The sequence below is a fragment of the Pseudoalteromonas sp. S16_S37 genome, assembly GCF_014694405.1.
GTDB lineage: Bacteria > Pseudomonadota > Gammaproteobacteria > Enterobacterales > Alteromonadaceae > Pseudoalteromonas.
In genome coordinates, this window is the sequence record NZ_JAAUWV010000005.1 from 134,294 (window position 1) to 152,679 (window position 18,386).

The following is an 18,386-nucleotide window of genomic DNA, read 5'->3' on the forward strand; positions in this document are numbered from 1 at the left end:
ATATCGTGTAACTACCAGTATACATTGAGCGATAGCCAAGTATAGCTTTGGCCAAAAACATCTTTACCAACCGTCAATGTGGTCTCAACTTGGCGCTTATCAATGATGCGGCTATTACTAATTTGCAATGCTTGTGCTTTTTCGTAATTACTGCCGACTTCGCCAAACTCATTTACATGACCACTTTCGTTATTCACTTGCGTATACTTAGCGCGCCACATTGAATTCACATTGTCACTTAGGGTCATTTCAAGGGTATGAATTTGGCTTGGTGCCGAGTCACCAAATACCCGCATGTCTCCTGCAAAATGACCTACTACAGCACCTTTGATGGTATTCCCTTTTGCGGGGTAAATCTCATTTTCATACCAAAGACTGTGCATATTGGTGTACTCATAACGCAAAGTAGTCGTATTGGTGAGTTGTGGTAAGTACAGGCCAAAACTCGCGACAGTATTACCAAACTGGTAGTTTTTATGCTCTTTGGTATCTTCTCCGCCATACTCAAAATACCATTCAGCGGGCATAAAAAAGTTAGTTTGAAGCGTACTGGTGATTGTTGCCCATTGGTCGCCCAGCTCAGCATCTTGACTCAATTCGGCTGTTTTATTATCAGAACCTGCTGGGTCAAAGTAAGCTTTAATGATATCGCTGGTACTGACTTTTCTTGGCCCACCACCAAATTGCATCATGCGATTTACACCAATAGTCCAACCATCAATCGGCTCTAAGCTAAAGTGTGTACCCGCTAGTTTAGGCTTACCTGAGTGCAATTTACCTTGGTATAAAATGCCATTTTCTACCGATTCTAACTCTGAATAAAATAACTCAAAGTCAAAGTTCCACCAGTTTGTTAAAGGCGCTATCAATCCTAAAGATACTGAAGGTGAAGGTTGAGCATTATTTGAATACACTTGAGCAAAGCTCTTAAAAGGAGAAAACCAGTGCTCCTTGTAGCCCAAGTTTAGCTGAAAGGTATCACCACCGAGCGCATAAAACGTGTTGTAAGGCACCAAATCACCTTGGCGCACACGATAATCCAAGCCTAACTGTAGTAATGAACTTTCACTGCCACGCCAAACCCCTTCCAACGATAATTCCGCATATTCTTGCGAGGTATTGCTTCTATCGTTAGCAAGCTTAACAATCTCGCCAGAATCATAGCGTAACTTGACACCTTGGCGCGTAATATCATCCTTGCTGAAATAAGGCGCTAAACGAGTACGAATGCTGTCATATAAAGGTCGATTCAAGCCATGTAATTTACGCAGTGCCATATTAATTTCACTGATACGGTATGGCTTCGCCATCGGCACACCTTCGGTCAGAGCAAACATGCGATCGATTTGATATTCAAGCAACTTATCCTTACCTATCGGCAAATAAGCGGTAGGCGCACTATAACTGTAACTTGAAAAAAACAGTACGAGACCTGCAATACAGGTTGAAAGTTTTAACGACATAAATATACAAGCATAAATGATAAAAGTGTCGCCATACTAGCAAATAACCGCCTGTGGCGCACACCTACAAATGTGTAATTTTGTTAGTCTATTTCAATTTAACACCCGAACACGCTAAAATAGCATTTTAAATAGCTGTTTGGTGCCATGGCTCGATTATTATACTCACTACTGCTTGCGCTTCTTTCACCATTTATTTTTATTTATTTGTATGGTATTCGTGGCAAAAAAAATGCGGGTTACCGTCAGCACTTTTTAGAGCGGTTGGGCTTTTACAACAAACAACTAGCGCAACATGCGGTCGTATTTCACTGCGCATCTGTCGGTGAGGTTTTAGCTGCAACCCCTCTTATTAAAGCCTTTCAAAAAACGTATCCTAACGAGCATTTAATTGTTACATGTAATACTCCAACGGGCAGAGCACAAATTAAGCAAAGCTTAGGTAGCGAGATAACACTCTGTTATTTGCCCATAGATTTTTACTATGCAACTGCGCGTTTTATCAACCGTTTGCAACCAAAGCTACTTTTGATACTTGAAACAGAGCTTTGGCCAAACTTATTTGCTCATGCAAAAGAGCGAGGTTGTATCGTACAAGTGTTGAATGCGCGTTTGTCAGAAAAGTCATTTCGTGGCTACAAAAAGGTTGCACCTTTGAGCAAATTCATCATGCAAAATATTGATGTATTGGCAAGCCATAACCTGCAAGACGCTGAGCGCTTTATTGCCTTAGGTTTAGCGCCAAACAAAATCACGGTAACAGGCTCTATCAAATTTGATATTCAATTAAGTGATACGGAAAAAGCTGCTGCGAATGAGCTAAAAACACTGTTTGCTAAGCGACCAGTGTGGGTTGCAGGCTCAACTCACCCAGGGGAGCACGAGCAAGTATTCAGCGCCCACCAAAAAGTATTAGCAGTACACCCAAATGCCTTACTGATCATTGCGCCACGTCACCCCGAACAATTTGCAAAAGTAGATGAGCTACTCACCTGCTCTTCATTAAGCCACAGTTGTCGAAGCAAATCCTTTGATAACAAATGCCAGGTATTGCTAGCTGACACGCTTGGCGAATTAAAAATGCTCTTTGGTAGCGCTGATGTTGCTTACATTGGCGGCAGTTTAATTGAACGTGGTGGACATAACCCACTAGAAGCAGCAGCTTTCTCTGTGCCTATTTTAACAGGTCCACATACCTATAATTTTGCTCATGTATACCCCGAGTTACTCGCACTTAAAGGCGCGCTTGTTGTAAACAACAGCGATGAGCTTGCTGCATCTATTATTGAGTTATTCAGTGACGCAACTAAACGTGCAGCTTTAGGGATGAATGCACTTGACTGCCTGACTCGAAATCAAGGCGCAATAGACAAAACCCTGACATTAATTAGCCACCATTTGCAAAGGTAATCATACTTATGAGCACACACACGCCATTAACTGCCAAACAAGTTATGCAAAACTGGGTAAGCTCAGTGATCGTTAAATACAATTTTTGCCCCTTTGCACGCAAAGAAGTTGAACAAAATACTATTCACTATCAGGTCTCAAAAGCAACCAGTCATGATGATGCTGTTATGGATATGCTAGAGGAATGCGCCGCACTAGATAGTTACCCTGAACGCGAAACAACTTTGCTCATGTTTGAAGATGGATTTTGCGATTTTGCCGACTTTTTAGACCTAGTCGACTTAGCCAATGCCATGTTAGCAGTACAAGGCTATGAAGGACGTTACCAAATAGCCAACTTTCACCCTGACTATGTATTTGCCGACAGTGATGATAACGATGCAGCAAATTACACAAACCGCGCACCGTATCCTACGTTACATTTAATTCGCGAGCAAAGTATGGCTGAAGCTATAGAAAGCTATGATGACCCAGAAAGTATCCCAGAAAATAATATTCGTTTGGCACGTAGAAAGGGCGAGGCCTTTTGGCAGCTGCTTTTAATGAAATGTCATAAATGACGATGGGGATGCTAAAGCCTCCCCACCTAATTTGCAGGGTTGAGCTTATCTAACCGCTTTGCACCCTTTAGGGCGTTCATTACTGCACCGAATACTCGTGACTGTCACTCTTCCACCTCGATGTGGTGTCCCGCCGACATACACATCAACACCAGATGCAATCATATGATCAATAATACGCTGTAACGCATCATCGGGGCCATTTGCTTGATAATCTGCATAACTGCTTGATTCGCTCAATGGCACTCCTTTGTCGCGACCTGAGTGATTTATAGGCTCAAACCATAGCGATACTTCCCCATTTACATTTTTAATAGCTCCTTTGAACACAAAGGAGTACGTAGTGCCATCATTAGGAAAATAGACATTAATCGCAAGATTCACCGTTAAAGCTTGATTAACAATAGCCGTCCCCAAACTTACTGAAGCTGAGGTTAACGCACCAGCAATATTTCCAGTAAAGTAGTCCGTGAGCGCTCGACTAATAGCTGCTTTTTGATTCGCAGACTTAGCAACTGTGTGTGCTGTCTGTATATCAGAGTAAGCGCCAAGGTAGGGGCGTAATTGCTCCAAGTTGACATGACCTCTGGCCAAATCCTCTATGGTATTTTTGGCATTTCTAATGTGCTGAACGCCTTCTTTTATCGATTGCTTTACAGGTGCAGACCAGTACATCACCAAACCTTGCTCTCTCTTAGTTTCATAAGCGCGGACTTGATTGCCGATCACATCAATAACGTGTACTTTGCCACCATTAGGGGCATGCTGCACCGCCTTGGTTTCCATTTGCTGCTCAGAACAGTCATTACACAACGCAATAGTATCTGCGGCAAAACTTTTATCGCTAATTGTAAACGCACTAACACATAAAACAATAAACGTTCCTGTTAACCTAAGGTTTTTCATCTTAGTTTCCTTGTAAAGTAAATTAATAAAATAGAGCTTCGCAATGTAAATTCTAAGTTAACTATATATTTCTTTTTACCGCAGCGCAATGTCGTGTTATCCCATTCCTGCGTAAGTGATCACACATATTGAAGTGCAGCCATTCATGGCTAGTTTTGACAATGGGAGGTTGTTCAACTTACGACTTGGCAAAGAACGCGATATATAGACTGGATAGAGAAAAAAGGTGGTAGCGAATTGGCGCCTCACCTCAAGTCTGGTAAGCCACTGACTGTGAAGCGCGTAAAAGCATGGGATACATGGGTACTTGAATGAGCCCCATGTACTGCAATGTATTTAACTTACTTTTTAACCCAACGTCCATTTACCTGCACAAAATGGCCAGCAGATGTTTTCTCAATGGCTTTTTTACCTGCTAACGCCTCAACTTGCGACAAGCTGAGGCCATTTTTTTGAGCCAATTGCTGATATTTTTCTTTACGCTTAGCGTTGATATCTGAAATTAACGCTTGTACTTGTGCATTGCCGTTTACTGGGGCTAAATAACCAGACTCAGTTTCACCTACTAAGCCTTGCTCTTTGGCGCTATCGAGTGTTAACGCCAATGCAGAAAAAGCCATACCTAGCGCCGCCACTGCAATGATTAATTTGTTTGCTTTCATCATATTCTCCTTAAAATAACTCGCTGTCGTCGCTAAATAAATCATCAAGTTCTTTGTCAACTTTGACACGGATCTCATGGTCAACTTTGATATTTAAGTTGATAGTGATCGGCTCTTTAGTCTCAACCTGAACTTTGTGCGTGCAGGCACAAAGTGCCAGCAAGCTTATCAAAATTAGGGGCCATTTCATTGGCTTTGCTCCTGTTTAGTTAAAGCATTTTCTACTTTTTGGGTTATCTCGTCAGTTAAACGCAAAGCCCGAAAAAGCGTAAATATGTTCTCTTGGTGTGTGTAGTTAAAATTCACCGGTTGCGCTTGTTGCTTGTTTTCACCAACTATCTGCACGCCAAGCGTTAACCAGCCATCGGGGGTCAATGCAACATCACTGCTTAGTTGATCAATCGTTAAATCATCTAACACACCAATCACTGATTTCAAGCTAGGTTGTTGTGCCTTCAATGCTTCGATAGAAGCATTCTGCGCAACTTGTAGCTTTCCTTCACCAATACTGAGTAATTTGCCTTGCTCAATACTTACTTTCGCATCCACTATGTTCATGGGAAACACACCAGACACTCTACCATTAAGTTCAATGCCCGCTTCTCTGCCTGCCTGTGCGATTAAGCCTAAATCCAGAGACTGCGCTTTAACTTGCACCTGCTGAGGTTGCAAAGATAAGTTTAACCGCTCAATACTTACGTTACCGTCAAACAAACTGGCATTGATATCACTTAAATATGCATCTCCTTCATCAACATGCAACCAAGTAGATATATTCGACAACACCACACCTGAGCGTACCTGCCCTATGAGCACCTTAGAGCTGGGAATATTAATCTTGCCTGAACTATATTGACCGGCGATGACGGTGTTAATTTGCTCTACATAATGCGTATCATACAAAGCAGATAATTCGTTTATGTGAACAGTAAAGTCAGCGTTTTGTAGATTGATATCCCCTTTTGCTTGCGCGCTGATATCCCCTTTTACTAGTTTTAATTTGGGTTCGAATGCGTTGAGCACAGACTGCAAAGGCACACTCGGTTTAGCCGTTACCACTAACTGATAAGGGTGTGCTAACGGCGAATATTGATGCTTAAACACCGCTTCAACTCCACCACCTTTTATAAAGTGTTCATACACTCCTGTACGACTTTGCTGGCCTTGGCTATCGATGCTGATATTATTAACTTCTAACTTAGGTGTTTTCAGTGAGCCTAATTTTGTTTGCGCTGAAAGCTTAGTAAACACTTCCCCTTTGCCAATATTGCCCGACAAAGCAAATTGAGAACTTATCCCCCGAACTTGCATCGATTGGCTTTGCAATAACTGACTGGCCAGGCTTCCCGATGCCTCTAATTGCTGATTTTTTGAAATATCCACTTCCAGTTGTAGCTGACTTTTTTGAGCGCTCATAAGTTGATAGTTAAGCTCGTCTGTTTGGGCGATAAGTTTGCCCTGCATTGAAACTTGATCTGCGACTGTCACTTGTGTGTTGATGCTTACATTAGCGCTTTGCATGTTAACATCGTCATACTGCACTTGCTTAGCACGTCCCTGCATATCAAGCGCAAATTGCGATTGATGAGCGCCAATTTCAAAGCGAATGCGCCCATCTAACCCAATGTTTTCAGCTTGAACCAGTAACTCTGGCAGCGTGTCACTATAATATTCCAACTCGCCCGTACCATTTATTAGCCCACCCACAATTTCTATCGGAGTCTCAACTTGCAACTTGCCCAAACGCTCACTTTGATGTGCAATAGATATTGCGGCATCTACTTGAGAGGTTTGGCTATCAACACGGATGGTATTGGCTGAAATTGTAGTTTCACCATCATCGCTACTTAATATCAAGCGCTCAGTGGTCAATCTTGTTCCCTGCCACAAAAGTTGACTAGGCATACTTAAATGCCATGGTTGATTTAGCATCGCGCCCAGCACTTCACGATATGGTTCCTTTTGTAAAACGGTACACTCGCTTGGCTTGAATACAATGTCAGCGTTAGATAAATCGGCTATCAAATGCTGTTGGTTGATATCAAAAGAAAACTGTCCACTACCTTGGCTTGTAACTTGGGCACCGCATGTTGGGTGCTCTAAGTTAGCAGCCACAGTGTGATCGATGTGCAAATTCACTCTATCACCAAAGTAGCCTATATGAGCAACACCTTGTAAAGCGCTAATCGGGGTTGGTAACTGGTTTTGTAGCGCTGGGCTGCTGAGCTTGAGCGCAACATTGACTAAGTTGTCTTGCAAAACCACTTCTGAGAGCACATCACCACTGACTGAGAAGTGATTAAGCTTATTCTCTTGCAAAGACACATTTAGCTTTTGAGGCAACAAAGCTGATATCGCCTTATCGCTCGCAATAGTTACATTATCAATACTTAACAGCGGTCTACTCGGTAGGGTTAGCTGTAGAGGTTGCCAAACCGTTTGTTGCTGCTTTTGTGTATCATCACTTGAGAGCACTAACTGAGCTACCAAGTTGACTACATGAATACGCTCCTGAGTGATCTGCGTATTATCGAGGCGTAGTGATACATGCTGATTATCCAAGCAAAGTTGCTGAACATTAATTTGCTTCCAACTGCTGAACGACCAGTTTAAACAGCTCACTGAAATCTGCTGAGGTGCCAAATAATGCTCTGCAATCATCACTGCCAATCGCTCACGAGCTACATAAAGAGCTAAAAAAAGACCGCACAAGATAACGATAAGCCACTTAAAAAACTTAACTATCATATGCTTGATGTCCTTTACCTTGTTGCGCGATAGGCTAATGATAAATTAAAACAAGGCAACTGTGACAACGTAATTGTAATAAGTTGTAGTATTAGGGCGTAAATCGCCTAAGGCGGAATAATGATTTATACTTGCGTGTAAATTAAATTCGTTATCAATCCAGAATAGGTCAATTGTTCACCGTGGTGACCTTTATCATAGCAACAGGCTTTTTACTATGACGTTAATAAAAATAACACTTGCAACAATGCTTTGTGTGACTGCTTTACATGCTTTTGCCAAACAAGAAAAAAAAGAGCCCCCACCACTCAATCCAGCTTATTATGGTGAGCATCCGATGGTCTTGCTAAACCAAGGTGCCAGTATTTACGCAACTAATCTACCTGCCTACGATTTTCCAAATAATGTTCAAGTCGTTTATAAATTAGAAAACCCTGGCGTGGCATTTTTAAGCCTCGTTAGAGATTCTGATCTGGTAACGATAAAGCCTAAAAAATTTAATATTGAACGTTTAATGCGCGGTGAAGAAGTAGAAGTCAAAGCGGATGTTTACGGTGGACATTACGCACAAGGCGGCAGTCTGTTACTTAGCGACGCCCCCATTGTATTTGCCAAGAAACTCTATTCTCGAGCACTCTCGGACTTAACGCCCTCTTCACAATGGCAAGAATATGACATGATCCCAATTTCAAACGACGGGAGAATTTATATCCATAAAATTCAGCAGCGCCCCAGCTTTAGTCATTTAATTTATGTCGACCTAACCAGTGCCTGTATGCAAAAATTTCGCACTTCTAAGCGCGTTCCCCCTGCAAGTGAATTGACCCTCAAATTTGTTAATTGTGGCTCTTTAAAGCCACTGTATTACGATACACAAAACTTAAATTAAGCAGTTTTTATGAAGTGCTTAGCCATCTAAGCGCTTCATTTGTTACCGTTTCAACACGATTAGGCTTGCCCGTTTGTCGATGTGTACAAAGGTAAATAGGCTCGCTAACGGGCACATTTAGGTGGTGCACTTTAATTGCGTCAGGATTATGAAAAGCTGCGACTGCAAACGCTGGTAACACCGTAAACCCAAGTCCCTTACTAACAGGCTCCAATATTAGCCCTATCTGATTTGAAAATCCTTTTTTTGCGAGTAAGTCGCTATGCTGAAATTGCGCAAAATTGGCACTTAATAAAAGCCCGCTGTGATGAGCTGCATCTGGGTGATCAATAAAACCAAGCTCCACTAATATTTGCCATGAGATAGATGGCACATCTTTTGGTGTAACCAATAATAAAGGTTCATATGCCACTAACTCATAATGAATATCCGCTTCAGTGGGTCTAATACTCATAAAACCTAAATGAATTTTTGAGTCACACAAAGCTTGCTGAATATCCTCATTTGGCGCAAAACGATAATCAATAAGTAAATCAGGATGCCTCGTTTGTAACGCTAACAACTTGGGGTATAACTTAAGCCCAACACTCCCCGGTGACATCACTCTAACGCTGCCCTCATAGGGCGGGTCTGACGCTATTTCGTTAGCCATCGAAGACAAAGACCTTAACAGTGGCTTACCTTTTTCATACAAGCGCAGCCCTGCATCTGACAAAGAAAACTGTTTGCCTTGACGTATTAATAACCGAGCCCCAATTTGCTCCTCAAGTTTGCGAACATGCTGACTAACACCCGATTGCGTCATCAAAAGCTTTTGTGCAGTTTGAGTAAAATGCCCAACCTCCACCAAAGTACAAAACGTTTTCAACCACACTGCATTAATCATTACAAAAAATACTCAATTCCATCAATTATAATAATTTTACTTAATAGTTTAAGGTTTGTAATCTGCATTCATACACTAATTAGGAGTGCAGAGTATGAATAACACCTATCCACGCAGTTTTTCGCATATTGGTATTTCAGTGCCAGACTTAGAAAAAGCCGTTCAATTTTATACCCAAGTATTAGGTTGGTATTTAATTATGGCCCCTACTGACATAACTGAAGATGACAGTGCAATAGGTCAAATGTGTACCGACGTTTTTGGTGTAGGTTGGGATAACTTTCGCATCGCGCACTTATCAACGGGTGACAGAATAGGTGTTGAGTTATTTCAATTCAAAAACCAACGTAACCCAGATGATAATTTTGAATACTGGAAAACGGGTATCTTTCACTTTTGCGTGCAAGATCCAAATGTTGAGGAACTTGCAGAGCATATCGTTGCAGCAGGGGGTAAGAAACGTATGGCCGAGCCGCGTTACTACTACCCGGGTAAAAAGCCCTATCGCATGATTTATATGGAAGACCCTTTTGGTAACATCTTGGAAATCTATAGCCACAGCTATGAATTGATTTATAGTGAAGGGGCGTATTAAAAAGACAGATCAGGTGGGTGTCTCAGCACTCACCTTTTGTAATGAAGAACATCAAACACTGCCTTGTGTTTCAATCACTAAAATACGCGCTTCCCCCTTCGGATGCGCAACATGCTCAGTACCCACTGAAGCGTAAAAAATATCACCAACATGCAGCGTTGCTAACTTCTCTACTCCAGCTTCTTTATAGTGCATATCAACAATGCCATCTAAGACCACAAATACTTCTTCACCGTCGTTGATATGCCATTTATACGGCTGATCGGTCCAATGTAAACGCGTGGTAATACCATTCATATTGGCGATGTCTAATGCGCCCCAAGCGCGTTGTGCGGTGAAATCTTTCGCTTTGATGATTTTCATCTGCGGGCTTCCTTAAGTCGCTAACCTTTAATACAAACTATTTATGCAAAGACAAAAAAGGCCACCAATGTGACCTTTTTATCAAACCAAACTCGCGATGCTATTAACCCACGTTTTTACGTGCGTTACGGAACATGCGCATCCATGGGCTATCTTCTTTCCACTCATCTGGGTGCCAAGAGTTAGCCACTGCACGGAATACACGCTCAGGGTGTGGCATCATTACTGTTGCACGACCATCAAGCGATGTAATACCTGTAATCCCTTCTGGCGAACCATTCGGGTTATTTGGATATTGCGTAGTTGTTTTACCGAAGTTATCAACGTATTGAATCGCAACAGTACCAGAATCAAGCGCTGCTTTGATTGCTGCATCATTTGCAAACTCAGCGTGACCTTCACCGTGAGATACCGCAATTGGCATACGAGAGCCAGCCATACCTTGGAAGAATACCGACGGACTTTCTTGCACTTCAACTAAGCTAAAGCGTGCTTCAAAACGCTCTGATTTATTGGTTACAAAACGCGGCCAGTGCTCAGTACCAGGAATAAGCTCTTTGAGTGTCGACATCATTTGACAGCCGTTACATACCCCTAAACTGAACGTGTCTTGGCGCTCAAAGAAGTTTTTAAACTGCTCACGTGCCATATCATTGAACAAGATTGACTTCGCCCAACCTTCACCTGCACCTAATACGTCACCGTACGAGAAACCACCACATGCAACTAACCCTTTAAACTGCTCTAGTGTTAAGCGACCTTCTAAGATGTCACTCATGTGTACGTCAACAGCAGCAAAACCGGCACGGTTGAATGCCGCAGCCATTTCAACATGCGAGTTAACACCTTGCTCACGCAGGATTGCCATCTTCGGCTTAGCACCAGTTGCGATGTAAGGCGCTGCGATATCTTCATTGATATCGAAGCTTAGTTTAACGTTAAGACCTGGGTCTTTTTCGTCAAACTTAGCGTCAAACTCTTGCTGAGCACACAGTGGGTTATCGCGTAAAGATTGCATCTTATACGTGGTTTCTGCCCAGATAGTACGTAGCTCAACACGAGTGTTAGCAAGAACTGCCTTACCCGCACGGTTGAAGATCACTTTATCTTCAGTGTTTAGTGTACCTATTGTATGACTAATTGCCGCAAGACCGTTGTCAGCAAGAACTGCTTCAACTACATTTAAATCTTCATTGCGAACCTGAATAACCGCGCCTAGCTCTTCGTTATAAAGTGCTTCGATGTCAGAACCTGTCAGGCTATCAAGGTTTACAGATACACCAGTACGACCCGCAAATGCCATTTCAGCTACGGTTGTAAATAAACCACCATCTGAGCGGTCGTGGTAAGCAAGTAGTTTTTCGTCTGCTACAAGCGCTTGCATTGCGTTGTAGAAGCCTTTTAGTAACTCAGGGTTATCAACGTCTGGCGTCTTATCACCAAGTTGCTTGTAAACCTGCGCTAAACTTGATGCGCCCATGCGGTTTTGGCCTGCCCCTAAATCAACTAGGATAAGGCTTGAGTCACCTTTGTCAGTACGAAGCTGAGGCGTTACCGTTTTTCGAATATCTTCTACACGACCGAATGCAGAGATGATAAGTGATAATGGCGCAGTCACTTCTTTGCTCTGACCATTTTCTTCCCATTTGGTCTTCATAGACATTGAGTCTTTACCTACTGGGATAGTTAAGCCTAGTGCTGGACATAGCTCTTCACCCACAGCTTTAACCGCTTCGTAAAGACCTGCATCCTCACCTGGGTGACCTGCTGCTGCCATCCAGTTTGCAGAAAGCTTGATGTTCTCAAGACCACCAATGTTCGCACACGCAATGTTAGTTAGTGCCTCACCAACTGCTAAACGTGCAGATGCGCCATAGTTTAGCAGTGCTGCAGGCGTGCGCTCACCCATTGACATTGCTTCGCCGTGGTAAGTGTCAAATGCAGCGGCCGTTACCGCACAGTTTGCCACTGGTACCTGCCAAGGACCAACCATTTGGTCACGAGCAACTAGGCCCGTTACGGTACGATCCCCAATCGTGATAAGGAATGTTTTTTCAGCGATGGTTGGTAAGCGAAGCAAACGCTTTGCCGCTTCTTCTAAATCGATACCGTCTGTGTTTAATGCAGTGCCTTGCGCCTTTTTAGACTCAACGTCACGGTGCATCTTAGGTGCTTTGCCAAGTAATACGTCAAGTGGCAAGTCAACTGGGTTATTATCAAAGTGACTGTCGGCAACAGTTAAGTGGCGCTCTTCAGTTGCTTCACCAATAACTGCATATTGTGCGCGTTCACGCTTACAAATTTCTTCAAAACGAGGGAAGTCTTCAGCGGCTACTGCAAGCACATAACGCTCTTGAGATTCGTTACACCAGATCTCGTGCGGCGCCATGCCTGGTTCATCATTAGGGATGTTACGCAGTTGGAATTTACCACCTCGACCGCCGTCATCAACAAGCTCAGGGAATGCGTTTGAAAGACCACCCGCGCCCACATCATGGATAAACGCGATTGGGTTCTCATCACCTAACTGCCAACATTTGTCGATCACTTCCTGACAGCGACGCTCCATTTCTGGGTTTTCACGCTGTACAGATGCAAAGTCCAAATCTTCATTCGACTGACCTGATGCCATTGAAGATGCCGCACCACCACCAAGACCGATGTTCATCGCAGGGCCACCAAGTGCGATAAGTTTAGCACCTACTGGAATTTCACCTTTTTGCACATGCTCGGTACGAATGTTACCAAGACCACCTGCAATCATAATTGGCTTGTGGTAACCACGTACTTCTTCACCATTGTGGCTATTTACTTTTTCTTCGTAAGTACGGAAGTAACCAAGTAGGTTTGGACGACCAAATTCGTTGTTAAACGCGGCGCCACCTAAAGGACCATCAATCATGATATCTAGTGCGTCGACGATACGACCAGGTTTACCATAGTTGGTTTCCCAAGGCTGCTCGAACCCAGGGATACGAAGGTTAGATACAGTAAAGCCAACTAGGCCCGCTTTTGGTTTTGAGCCTCGACCCGTTGCACCTTCGTCACGAATTTCACCACCTGAGCCCGTTGATGCGCCTGAGAATGGCGCAATGGCTGTTGGGTGGTTGTGAGTTTCAACTTTCATCAAGATTTCAATGTTCTCTTGATTGTAGCTGTACTCACCGTCTTTATTCGGGAAGAAACGACCCGCTTTAGAACCCTTCATTACTGCTGCGTTATCTTTATAAGCAGACAATACGTTTTCTGGGTGCATCTCGTAGGTGTTTTTGATCATTTTGAACAGCGATTTTGACTGCTCTACGCCGTCGATTGTCCAATCAGCGTTAAAAATTTTGTGACGACAGTGCTCAGAGTTTGCCTGTGCAAACATGAACAATTCGATGTCGTTCGGGTTACGACCGAGTTTTTGGAAGTTTTCAACTAGATAATCAATTTCATCATCTGCAAGTGCAAAACCCTGCTCAACGTTTGCCTTTGCTAGCGCTTCACGACCACCACCTAAAATATCAACTGAGGACATTGGACGCGGCTCTTCCACTCTAAATAGCTGTCCTGCGCCTTCAAGCGTGTTATGTACCGATTCAGTCATACGATCGTGCACAAGCTTTGCAACGTCATTCAGTTGCTCTGCACTCAACTGCCCTTCAACATAGTAAGCGATACCGCGCTCAACGCGATGAACCTTATCTAGACCACAGTTTTTTGCAATATCAGTTGCTTTTGACGCCCACCCAGAAATGGTACCGATACGTGGTGTAACTAAAATAAGTGCACCTTGCGGCTCATGTTCGGCAATAGTTGGGCCGTACTTGAGAAGTTTGTTTAGTTTGTCTAGTTCCGAATCGCTTAGCTGTGCAGTTAAGTCTGCAAAGTGCATAAATTCTGCATAAATACCAGTTACAGGTAAATTTGCATCTGCGCAGGTTTTAAGGATTTTTTGAACTTTGAAATCAGAAAGTGCTGGCGCACCACGTAAGATCAACATAGGTATTTTCATCCGGGGTTAGGGATTGAACGATATTTAGGGCCGCTATTATAGTAGAAATGTTGCTTGGGTTTAACACTAATAATGCCAAAACTCGCAAAAATCCCACTTTTTAATTTAAAACCAGAGGATTACGCGTACTAAAAGTACAACAATTGTTTTTATTTTGCGTTCATACGTAAAGTTAGCTACCGTGAAAACAAGCTTATAGCAAAACAGGGGGGTAACATCTAATGACTAAATTTGTTTTTATTGCTGCCTTGTTTTGCCTGTTGCTTGGCTGTGAGCAAGCCTCTGACAACCAACTTCAACGAATAAAACACAAGCAAATAATCAGGGTAGGAACGCTGGCTGGCCCCGGCAATTATTTTCAAGCTCGACATGGCGAACAGGGTTATGAATACGAGCTAAGCGCTGAGTTTGCGGACTTTCTTGGTGTAAGATTACAAATGGTGCCTTTTTTTAGCTTATCAGAATTGTTTGAAAGGCTAGACAATGGTGATTTAGACATGATTGCCTCGGGGATAAGTTATCACCCAAAAAGAACACAAAAATATAAATTTGGCCCAAGTTACCGTTCAATCAGTCAAAAACTGGTTTTTAAACAAGGTAAAACAAGACCCAGAAGCATCGAAGATATCGATAAACCTATCACTGTACTAGCCAACTCTAGCCACGTACTCACATTGCAAGCGCTCAAACAGCAATACCCCGCGCTCACTTGGCAGGCGGTGACCGATAAAGATGAAGAAGAATTACTACTGGGTATTATCGACGAGCAAATAGAATACACTGTTGCCGATTCACACACCTTGGCACTGTTTCGCCGCTACCATCCAACCGTCAGCATTGGCTTTTCTATCACCAGAGACGATCCAATTTCTTGGGTATTGCGTAATGATGTCGATGATTCGTTATTTGCGTTACTGTTACCCTTTTTTGCTGAACTAAAACAAACGGACGTGCTCTATACGTTAGAAGAGAAGTATTACGGACATGTATCTTCTTTTAACTATGTTAATGCACTGGCATTTGTGGAAGCGGCTCATGAAGTATTGCCAACTTATTTAGCATGGTTTAAACAATATGCGAAGAACATCGACTGGCGTCTTTTGGCTGCGCTCAGCTACCAAGAATCCATGTGGGATCCTAGAGCAAAATCGCCAACAGGTGTACGTGGCATAATGATGTTAACGCTACCTACGGCCAAGCAGGTAGGTGTAACAAATAGATTAAAACCAGAGCAAAACATTAGAGGAGGCGCGGAATATCTTGCTAAATTACTCAAACGTATTCCTGCTCGTATACCTCAGCCAGACAGAACCTGGTTTGCGCTGGCATCCTACAATGTAGGTTGGGGTCATGTAAACGACGCACGAATAATTACGCAACAACAAGGGGCCGATCCAGACAGTTGGGCAGATGTTAAAAAACGACTACCGCTGCTTATAAAAAAACGCTACTATCGAAAAACCAAATATGGATACGCACGCGGAGATGTTGCTGTTCAGTATGTAGATAACATACGCCGCTACTATGATGCACTGGTCTGGTTAGATGAAAATAATGCACTGAGTGTAAACTCTGGCAAATAGATTGCTTGTTAAATATGTAGTGTCATTAACTTGCAATATAGACCTGTAAAGCTCCACGCGTGCTTTTCTCTCACACATATAAGGAGGTTCTGATGCTTAAAAGACGTCGAACTCATCAATTTAAACGTAATACGCGACATACATCACCTAATAGACGTCGTATTATGCTGAAAAACATACACAAAAAAGTGCTATTACGAAGAAAGTTATTTGCACTACTACAAATGGAAGAAATGGCGGCTCAACCTTGAGCCGCTTTTTGTTTCTTTTTAGCTTCTTTTATTTCTTTGCGGCGGCGTTTAAAAAAAGCAGAGAGTTTTTGTCCGCACTCATCGGCTAATATACCCTCAGTTACTTCTAATTGGTGATTTAGCTTGGGCTCTCTCACTATATTCATGACTGACCCAGCAGCGCCCGTTTTCGCGTCTCTTGCGCCAAATACCACACGACTCAGACGGCTATGAACCAGTAAGCCAGCACACATTGGACAAGGCTCTAACGTCACATATAACGTACAATCCACTAAGCGATAATTTTCGAGCACTTGCCCAGCTTGTCTTATTGCTTGCATTTCAGCATGTGCCGATGGGTCATGATTACAAATAGACTGGTTCCACCCTGCTGCAATGAGTTTGTTATCTTTGACAATTACCGCACCTACCGGGATTTCATTTTGCTGTTCAGCTTTATCAGCATAAATCAACGCTTGGGACATCCAATACTGGTCTTGCTCTAGCTCACTCATGTCTATCTAAATCACTTTTAAAAATCACTATTTATTATATCTTGAACAGAGCAAGTGAGAAACCAACACGTTTTGGCAAAGCCAGAAGAACCTGAAATCGATAGAAACCATAAAAAATTGATGGTTTTTCGCCAATTTAGTGCAATCGTCCTAGAAAATAACAAAATCACGTGGCTCTCAAGGCTACACTTAAGCTATAATTCGCCGCTTTTTTTATTTCTTGAGCTCAACACACACGGGTAAAACATGAAATTTCCGGGACGCCGCAGGCATAAACATTATTTTCCAGTGGAAGATAAAGACCCACTTATCAACCAGTTAGGCAATGATAATGGTTTGAAGCACAGTTATATTTGTGGTATCGATCAAATCGTTGTAGATATAGAAGCAAAAGTTGATCAGGCATTTTTGGATGAGTTTGGTTTGCAACGCGGCATGTCACAAGTGATTGCAAGCGACGTTACCAATGCATTATATGAGCGCCTAAAACGCGACAATATGATCGAATATGAGTTCGCTGGTGGCACTATTGGTAACACCATGCACAACTACTCAGTACTTGCCGATGATCGTTCGGTTTTGCTAGGTGTAATGAGCGAAAATATTACCGTTGGTAGTTATGCATATAAATTTTTGTGTAACACTTCAAGTCGCGTCGACTTAAACCATTTACAACCAGTTGATGGCCCGATCGGTCGATGCTTTACATTAATAGACGACACAGGTGAACGTACCTTTGCGATTAGTGCAGGTTTGATGAACTACCTTCGTCCTGAGTCTATTTCTCAATCGCTCATTGAAAATGCATCGGCTTTAGTGATCAGTGCGTATCTAATGCGTACCAGTGGCGATGAAACAATGACGCAAGCTACCATGCAAGCTGTTCATTATGCCAACCAAGCTGGAGTCCCTGTAGTTTTGACGCTGGGCACCAAGTTCTTAATCGAACAAGACCCAACTTGGTGGGCTGATTTTGTTGAGAAGCACGTTGACATTCTCGCCATGAATGAAGAAGAAGGCGAAGCCATCACTGGTTTTTCCGACCCTCTTCTAGCCGCTGACAAAGCACTAGATTGGGTAGATTTAGTTATTTGTACAGCAGGTCCCAAAGGCCTATTTATGGCGGGCTACGTAGACGAGCAGTTTAAACGTGAGACTGAATATCCTTTGCTGCCTGGGGCAATTGCAGAGTTTAACCGCTATGAATTCTCTCGCGGTATGCGCAAAGCAGATTGTAAAAACCCAATAAGAGCATACAGTCATACTGCGCCTTATATGGGCGGCCCTGACACTATCAAAAACACTAATGGGGCTGGAGACTGCGCACTCGCAGCAGTGCTACATGATTTATCCGCTAACGAATATCACAAATTAAATGTGCCAAATTCAGCTAAGCATGAACAACAAGCTATTACATACTCGTCATTGGCACAAATTAGTAAATATGCGAACCGTGCAAGTTATGAAGTGCTCGTACAACACTCTCCGCGCCTATCTCGTGGTTTACCTGAGCGAGAAGACTCACTAGAGCAATCTTATTGGGATAAATAAATCTCATATAAAGTATAGCTAAAAG

Annotated in this window: 16 protein-coding genes; 7 read left to right on the top strand and 9 right to left on the bottom strand. The window is 42.8% G+C overall.

Annotated elements, in window-relative coordinates:
* Positions 1-11 precede the first annotated feature (11 nt).
* Positions 12-1,463, bottom strand: a complete 1,452-nt coding sequence (locus HC733_RS04595; RefSeq protein WP_190363866.1) for a capsule assembly Wzi family protein — start codon at positions 1,461-1,463, stop codon at positions 12-14.
* Between the two features lie 147 nt (positions 1,464-1,610).
* On the opposite strand from HC733_RS04595, the gene waaA reads away from it, so the two are divergent.
* Both waaA and HC733_RS04605 read left to right on the top strand, forming a co-directional pair.
* Entirely contained in the window at positions 1,611-2,873 is a 1,263-nt protein-coding gene (waaA, locus tag HC733_RS04600) for a lipid IV(A) 3-deoxy-D-manno-octulosonic acid transferase (protein WP_190363867.1), read from the top strand.
* A gap of 8 nt (positions 2,874-2,881) precedes the next feature.
* Entirely contained in the window at positions 2,882-3,433 is a 552-nt protein-coding gene (locus tag HC733_RS04605) for a DUF1415 domain-containing protein (RefSeq protein ID WP_190363868.1), read from the top strand.
* A 45-nt stretch (positions 3,434-3,478) separates the two neighbouring features.
* On the opposite strand, the gene HC733_RS04610 is transcribed toward HC733_RS04605, so the two are convergent.
* The 4 genes from HC733_RS04610 to HC733_RS04625 form a co-directional block, all read right to left on the bottom strand.
* On the bottom strand, positions 3,479-4,339 hold the full coding sequence (locus tag HC733_RS04610) for a hypothetical protein (protein ID WP_190363869.1): 861 nt from the start codon (positions 4,337-4,339) through the stop codon (positions 3,479-3,481).
* 341 nt (positions 4,340-4,680) lie between these two features.
* Positions 4,681-5,001 carry a YdbL family protein gene (locus HC733_RS04615; protein ID WP_190363870.1) on the bottom strand — a complete coding sequence of 107 codons (321 nt, stop codon included), beginning with the start codon at positions 4,999-5,001 and terminating at the stop codon, positions 4,681-4,683.
* 10 nt (positions 5,002-5,011) lie between these two features.
* Positions 5,012-5,191 (bottom strand): YnbE family lipoprotein, encoded by a 180-nt coding sequence (locus HC733_RS04620; protein WP_190363871.1) that lies wholly within the window; start codon positions 5,189-5,191, stop codon positions 5,012-5,014.
* A complete protein-coding gene (locus HC733_RS04625; protein WP_190363872.1) occupies positions 5,188-7,749 on the bottom strand; it encodes an intermembrane phospholipid transport protein YdbH family protein in 2,562 nt (853 codons plus the stop codon). Before HC733_RS04625 ends, HC733_RS04620 begins: the two co-directional genes overlap by 4 nt.
* A gap of 226 nt (positions 7,750-7,975) precedes the next feature.
* On the opposite strand from HC733_RS04625, the gene HC733_RS04630 reads away from it, so the two are divergent.
* Positions 7,976-8,638 (top strand): hypothetical protein, encoded by a 663-nt coding sequence (locus HC733_RS04630; protein ID WP_446727615.1) that lies wholly within the window; start codon positions 7,976-7,978, stop codon positions 8,636-8,638.
* A gap of 7 nt (positions 8,639-8,645) precedes the next feature.
* Here HC733_RS04630 and HC733_RS04635 read toward each other — a convergent pair whose 3' ends face one another.
* On the bottom strand, positions 8,646-9,524 hold the full coding sequence (locus HC733_RS04635) for a LysR family transcriptional regulator (protein WP_190363873.1): 879 nt from the start codon (positions 9,522-9,524) through the stop codon (positions 8,646-8,648).
* Positions 9,525-9,618: 94 nt separating this feature from the next.
* Between HC733_RS04635 and HC733_RS04640 the strand changes: the two genes are divergently transcribed.
* Positions 9,619-10,119 (top strand): lactoylglutathione lyase family protein, encoded by a 501-nt coding sequence (locus tag HC733_RS04640; protein ID WP_190363874.1) that lies wholly within the window; start codon positions 9,619-9,621, stop codon positions 10,117-10,119.
* Positions 10,120-10,170: 51 nt separating this feature from the next.
* On the opposite strand, the gene HC733_RS04645 is transcribed toward HC733_RS04640, so the two are convergent.
* Positions 10,171-10,482, bottom strand: a complete 312-nt coding sequence (locus HC733_RS04645) for a cupin (RefSeq protein WP_190363875.1) — start codon at positions 10,480-10,482, stop codon at positions 10,171-10,173.
* Positions 10,483-10,585: 103 nt separating this feature from the next.
* Complete coding sequence (gene purL / locus HC733_RS04650; RefSeq protein ID WP_190363876.1) at positions 10,586-14,470, bottom strand: phosphoribosylformylglycinamidine synthase; 3,885 nt, start codon at positions 14,468-14,470, stop codon at positions 10,586-10,588.
* A 233-nt stretch (positions 14,471-14,703) separates the two neighbouring features.
* Here purL and mltF point away from each other — a divergent pair, with 233 nt between their 5' ends.
* A complete protein-coding gene (mltF, locus tag HC733_RS04655) occupies positions 14,704-16,065 on the top strand; it encodes a membrane-bound lytic murein transglycosylase MltF (protein WP_190363877.1) in 1,362 nt (453 codons plus the stop codon).
* A 92-nt stretch (positions 16,066-16,157) separates the two neighbouring features.
* Positions 16,158-16,316, top strand: coding sequence for a hypothetical protein (locus HC733_RS04660; protein WP_190363878.1), 159 nt, complete (start codon positions 16,158-16,160; stop codon positions 16,314-16,316).
* Here HC733_RS04660 and tadA read toward each other — a convergent pair.
* Positions 16,307-16,810: a tRNA adenosine(34) deaminase TadA gene (tadA, locus tag HC733_RS04665; protein WP_190363879.1), complete on the bottom strand. Its 504-nt coding sequence runs from the start codon at positions 16,808-16,810 to the stop codon at positions 16,307-16,309. The genes HC733_RS04660 and tadA overlap by 10 nt on opposite strands.
* Before the next feature lie 246 nt (positions 16,811-17,056).
* On the opposite strand from tadA, the gene HC733_RS04670 reads away from it, so the two are divergent.
* Positions 17,057-18,361, top strand: coding sequence for an inosine/guanosine kinase (locus tag HC733_RS04670; protein WP_190363880.1), 1,305 nt, complete (start codon positions 17,057-17,059; stop codon positions 18,359-18,361).
* The last annotated feature ends 25 nt before the right edge of the window (positions 18,362-18,386 follow it).

Coding starts and splice junctions, on each gene's coding strand:
- HC733_RS04595 (WP_190363866.1), bottom strand. CDS start 1,463: ATGTCGTTAAAACTTTCAACCTGTATTGCAGGTCTCGTACTGTTTTTT.
- waaA (WP_190363867.1), top strand. CDS start 1,611: ATGGCTCGATTATTATACTCACTACTGCTTGCGCTTCTTTCACCATTT.
- HC733_RS04605 (WP_190363868.1), top strand. CDS start 2,882: ATGAGCACACACACGCCATTAACTGCCAAACAAGTTATGCAAAACTGG.
- HC733_RS04610 (WP_190363869.1), bottom strand. CDS start 4,339: ATGAAAAACCTTAGGTTAACAGGAACGTTTATTGTTTTATGTGTTAGT.
- HC733_RS04615 (WP_190363870.1), bottom strand. CDS start 5,001: ATGAAAGCAAACAAATTAATCATTGCAGTGGCGGCGCTAGGTATGGCT.
- HC733_RS04620 (WP_190363871.1), bottom strand. CDS start 5,191: ATGAAATGGCCCCTAATTTTGATAAGCTTGCTGGCACTTTGTGCCTGC.
- HC733_RS04625 (WP_190363872.1), bottom strand. CDS start 7,749: ATGATAGTTAAGTTTTTTAAGTGGCTTATCGTTATCTTGTGCGGTCTT.
- HC733_RS04635 (WP_190363873.1), bottom strand. CDS start 9,524: ATGATTAATGCAGTGTGGTTGAAAACGTTTTGTACTTTGGTGGAGGTT.
- HC733_RS04640 (WP_190363874.1), top strand. CDS start 9,619: ATGAATAACACCTATCCACGCAGTTTTTCGCATATTGGTATTTCAGTG.
- HC733_RS04645 (WP_190363875.1), bottom strand. CDS start 10,482: ATGAAAATCATCAAAGCGAAAGATTTCACCGCACAACGCGCTTGGGGC.
- purL (WP_190363876.1), bottom strand. CDS start 14,470: ATGTTGATCTTACGTGGTGCGCCAGCACTTTCTGATTTCAAAGTTCAA.
- mltF (WP_190363877.1), top strand. CDS start 14,704: ATGACTAAATTTGTTTTTATTGCTGCCTTGTTTTGCCTGTTGCTTGGC.
- HC733_RS04660 (WP_190363878.1), top strand. CDS start 16,158: ATGCTTAAAAGACGTCGAACTCATCAATTTAAACGTAATACGCGACAT.
- tadA (WP_190363879.1), bottom strand. CDS start 16,810: ATGAGTGAGCTAGAGCAAGACCAGTATTGGATGTCCCAAGCGTTGATT.
- HC733_RS04670 (WP_190363880.1), top strand. CDS start 17,057: ATGAAATTTCCGGGACGCCGCAGGCATAAACATTATTTTCCAGTGGAA.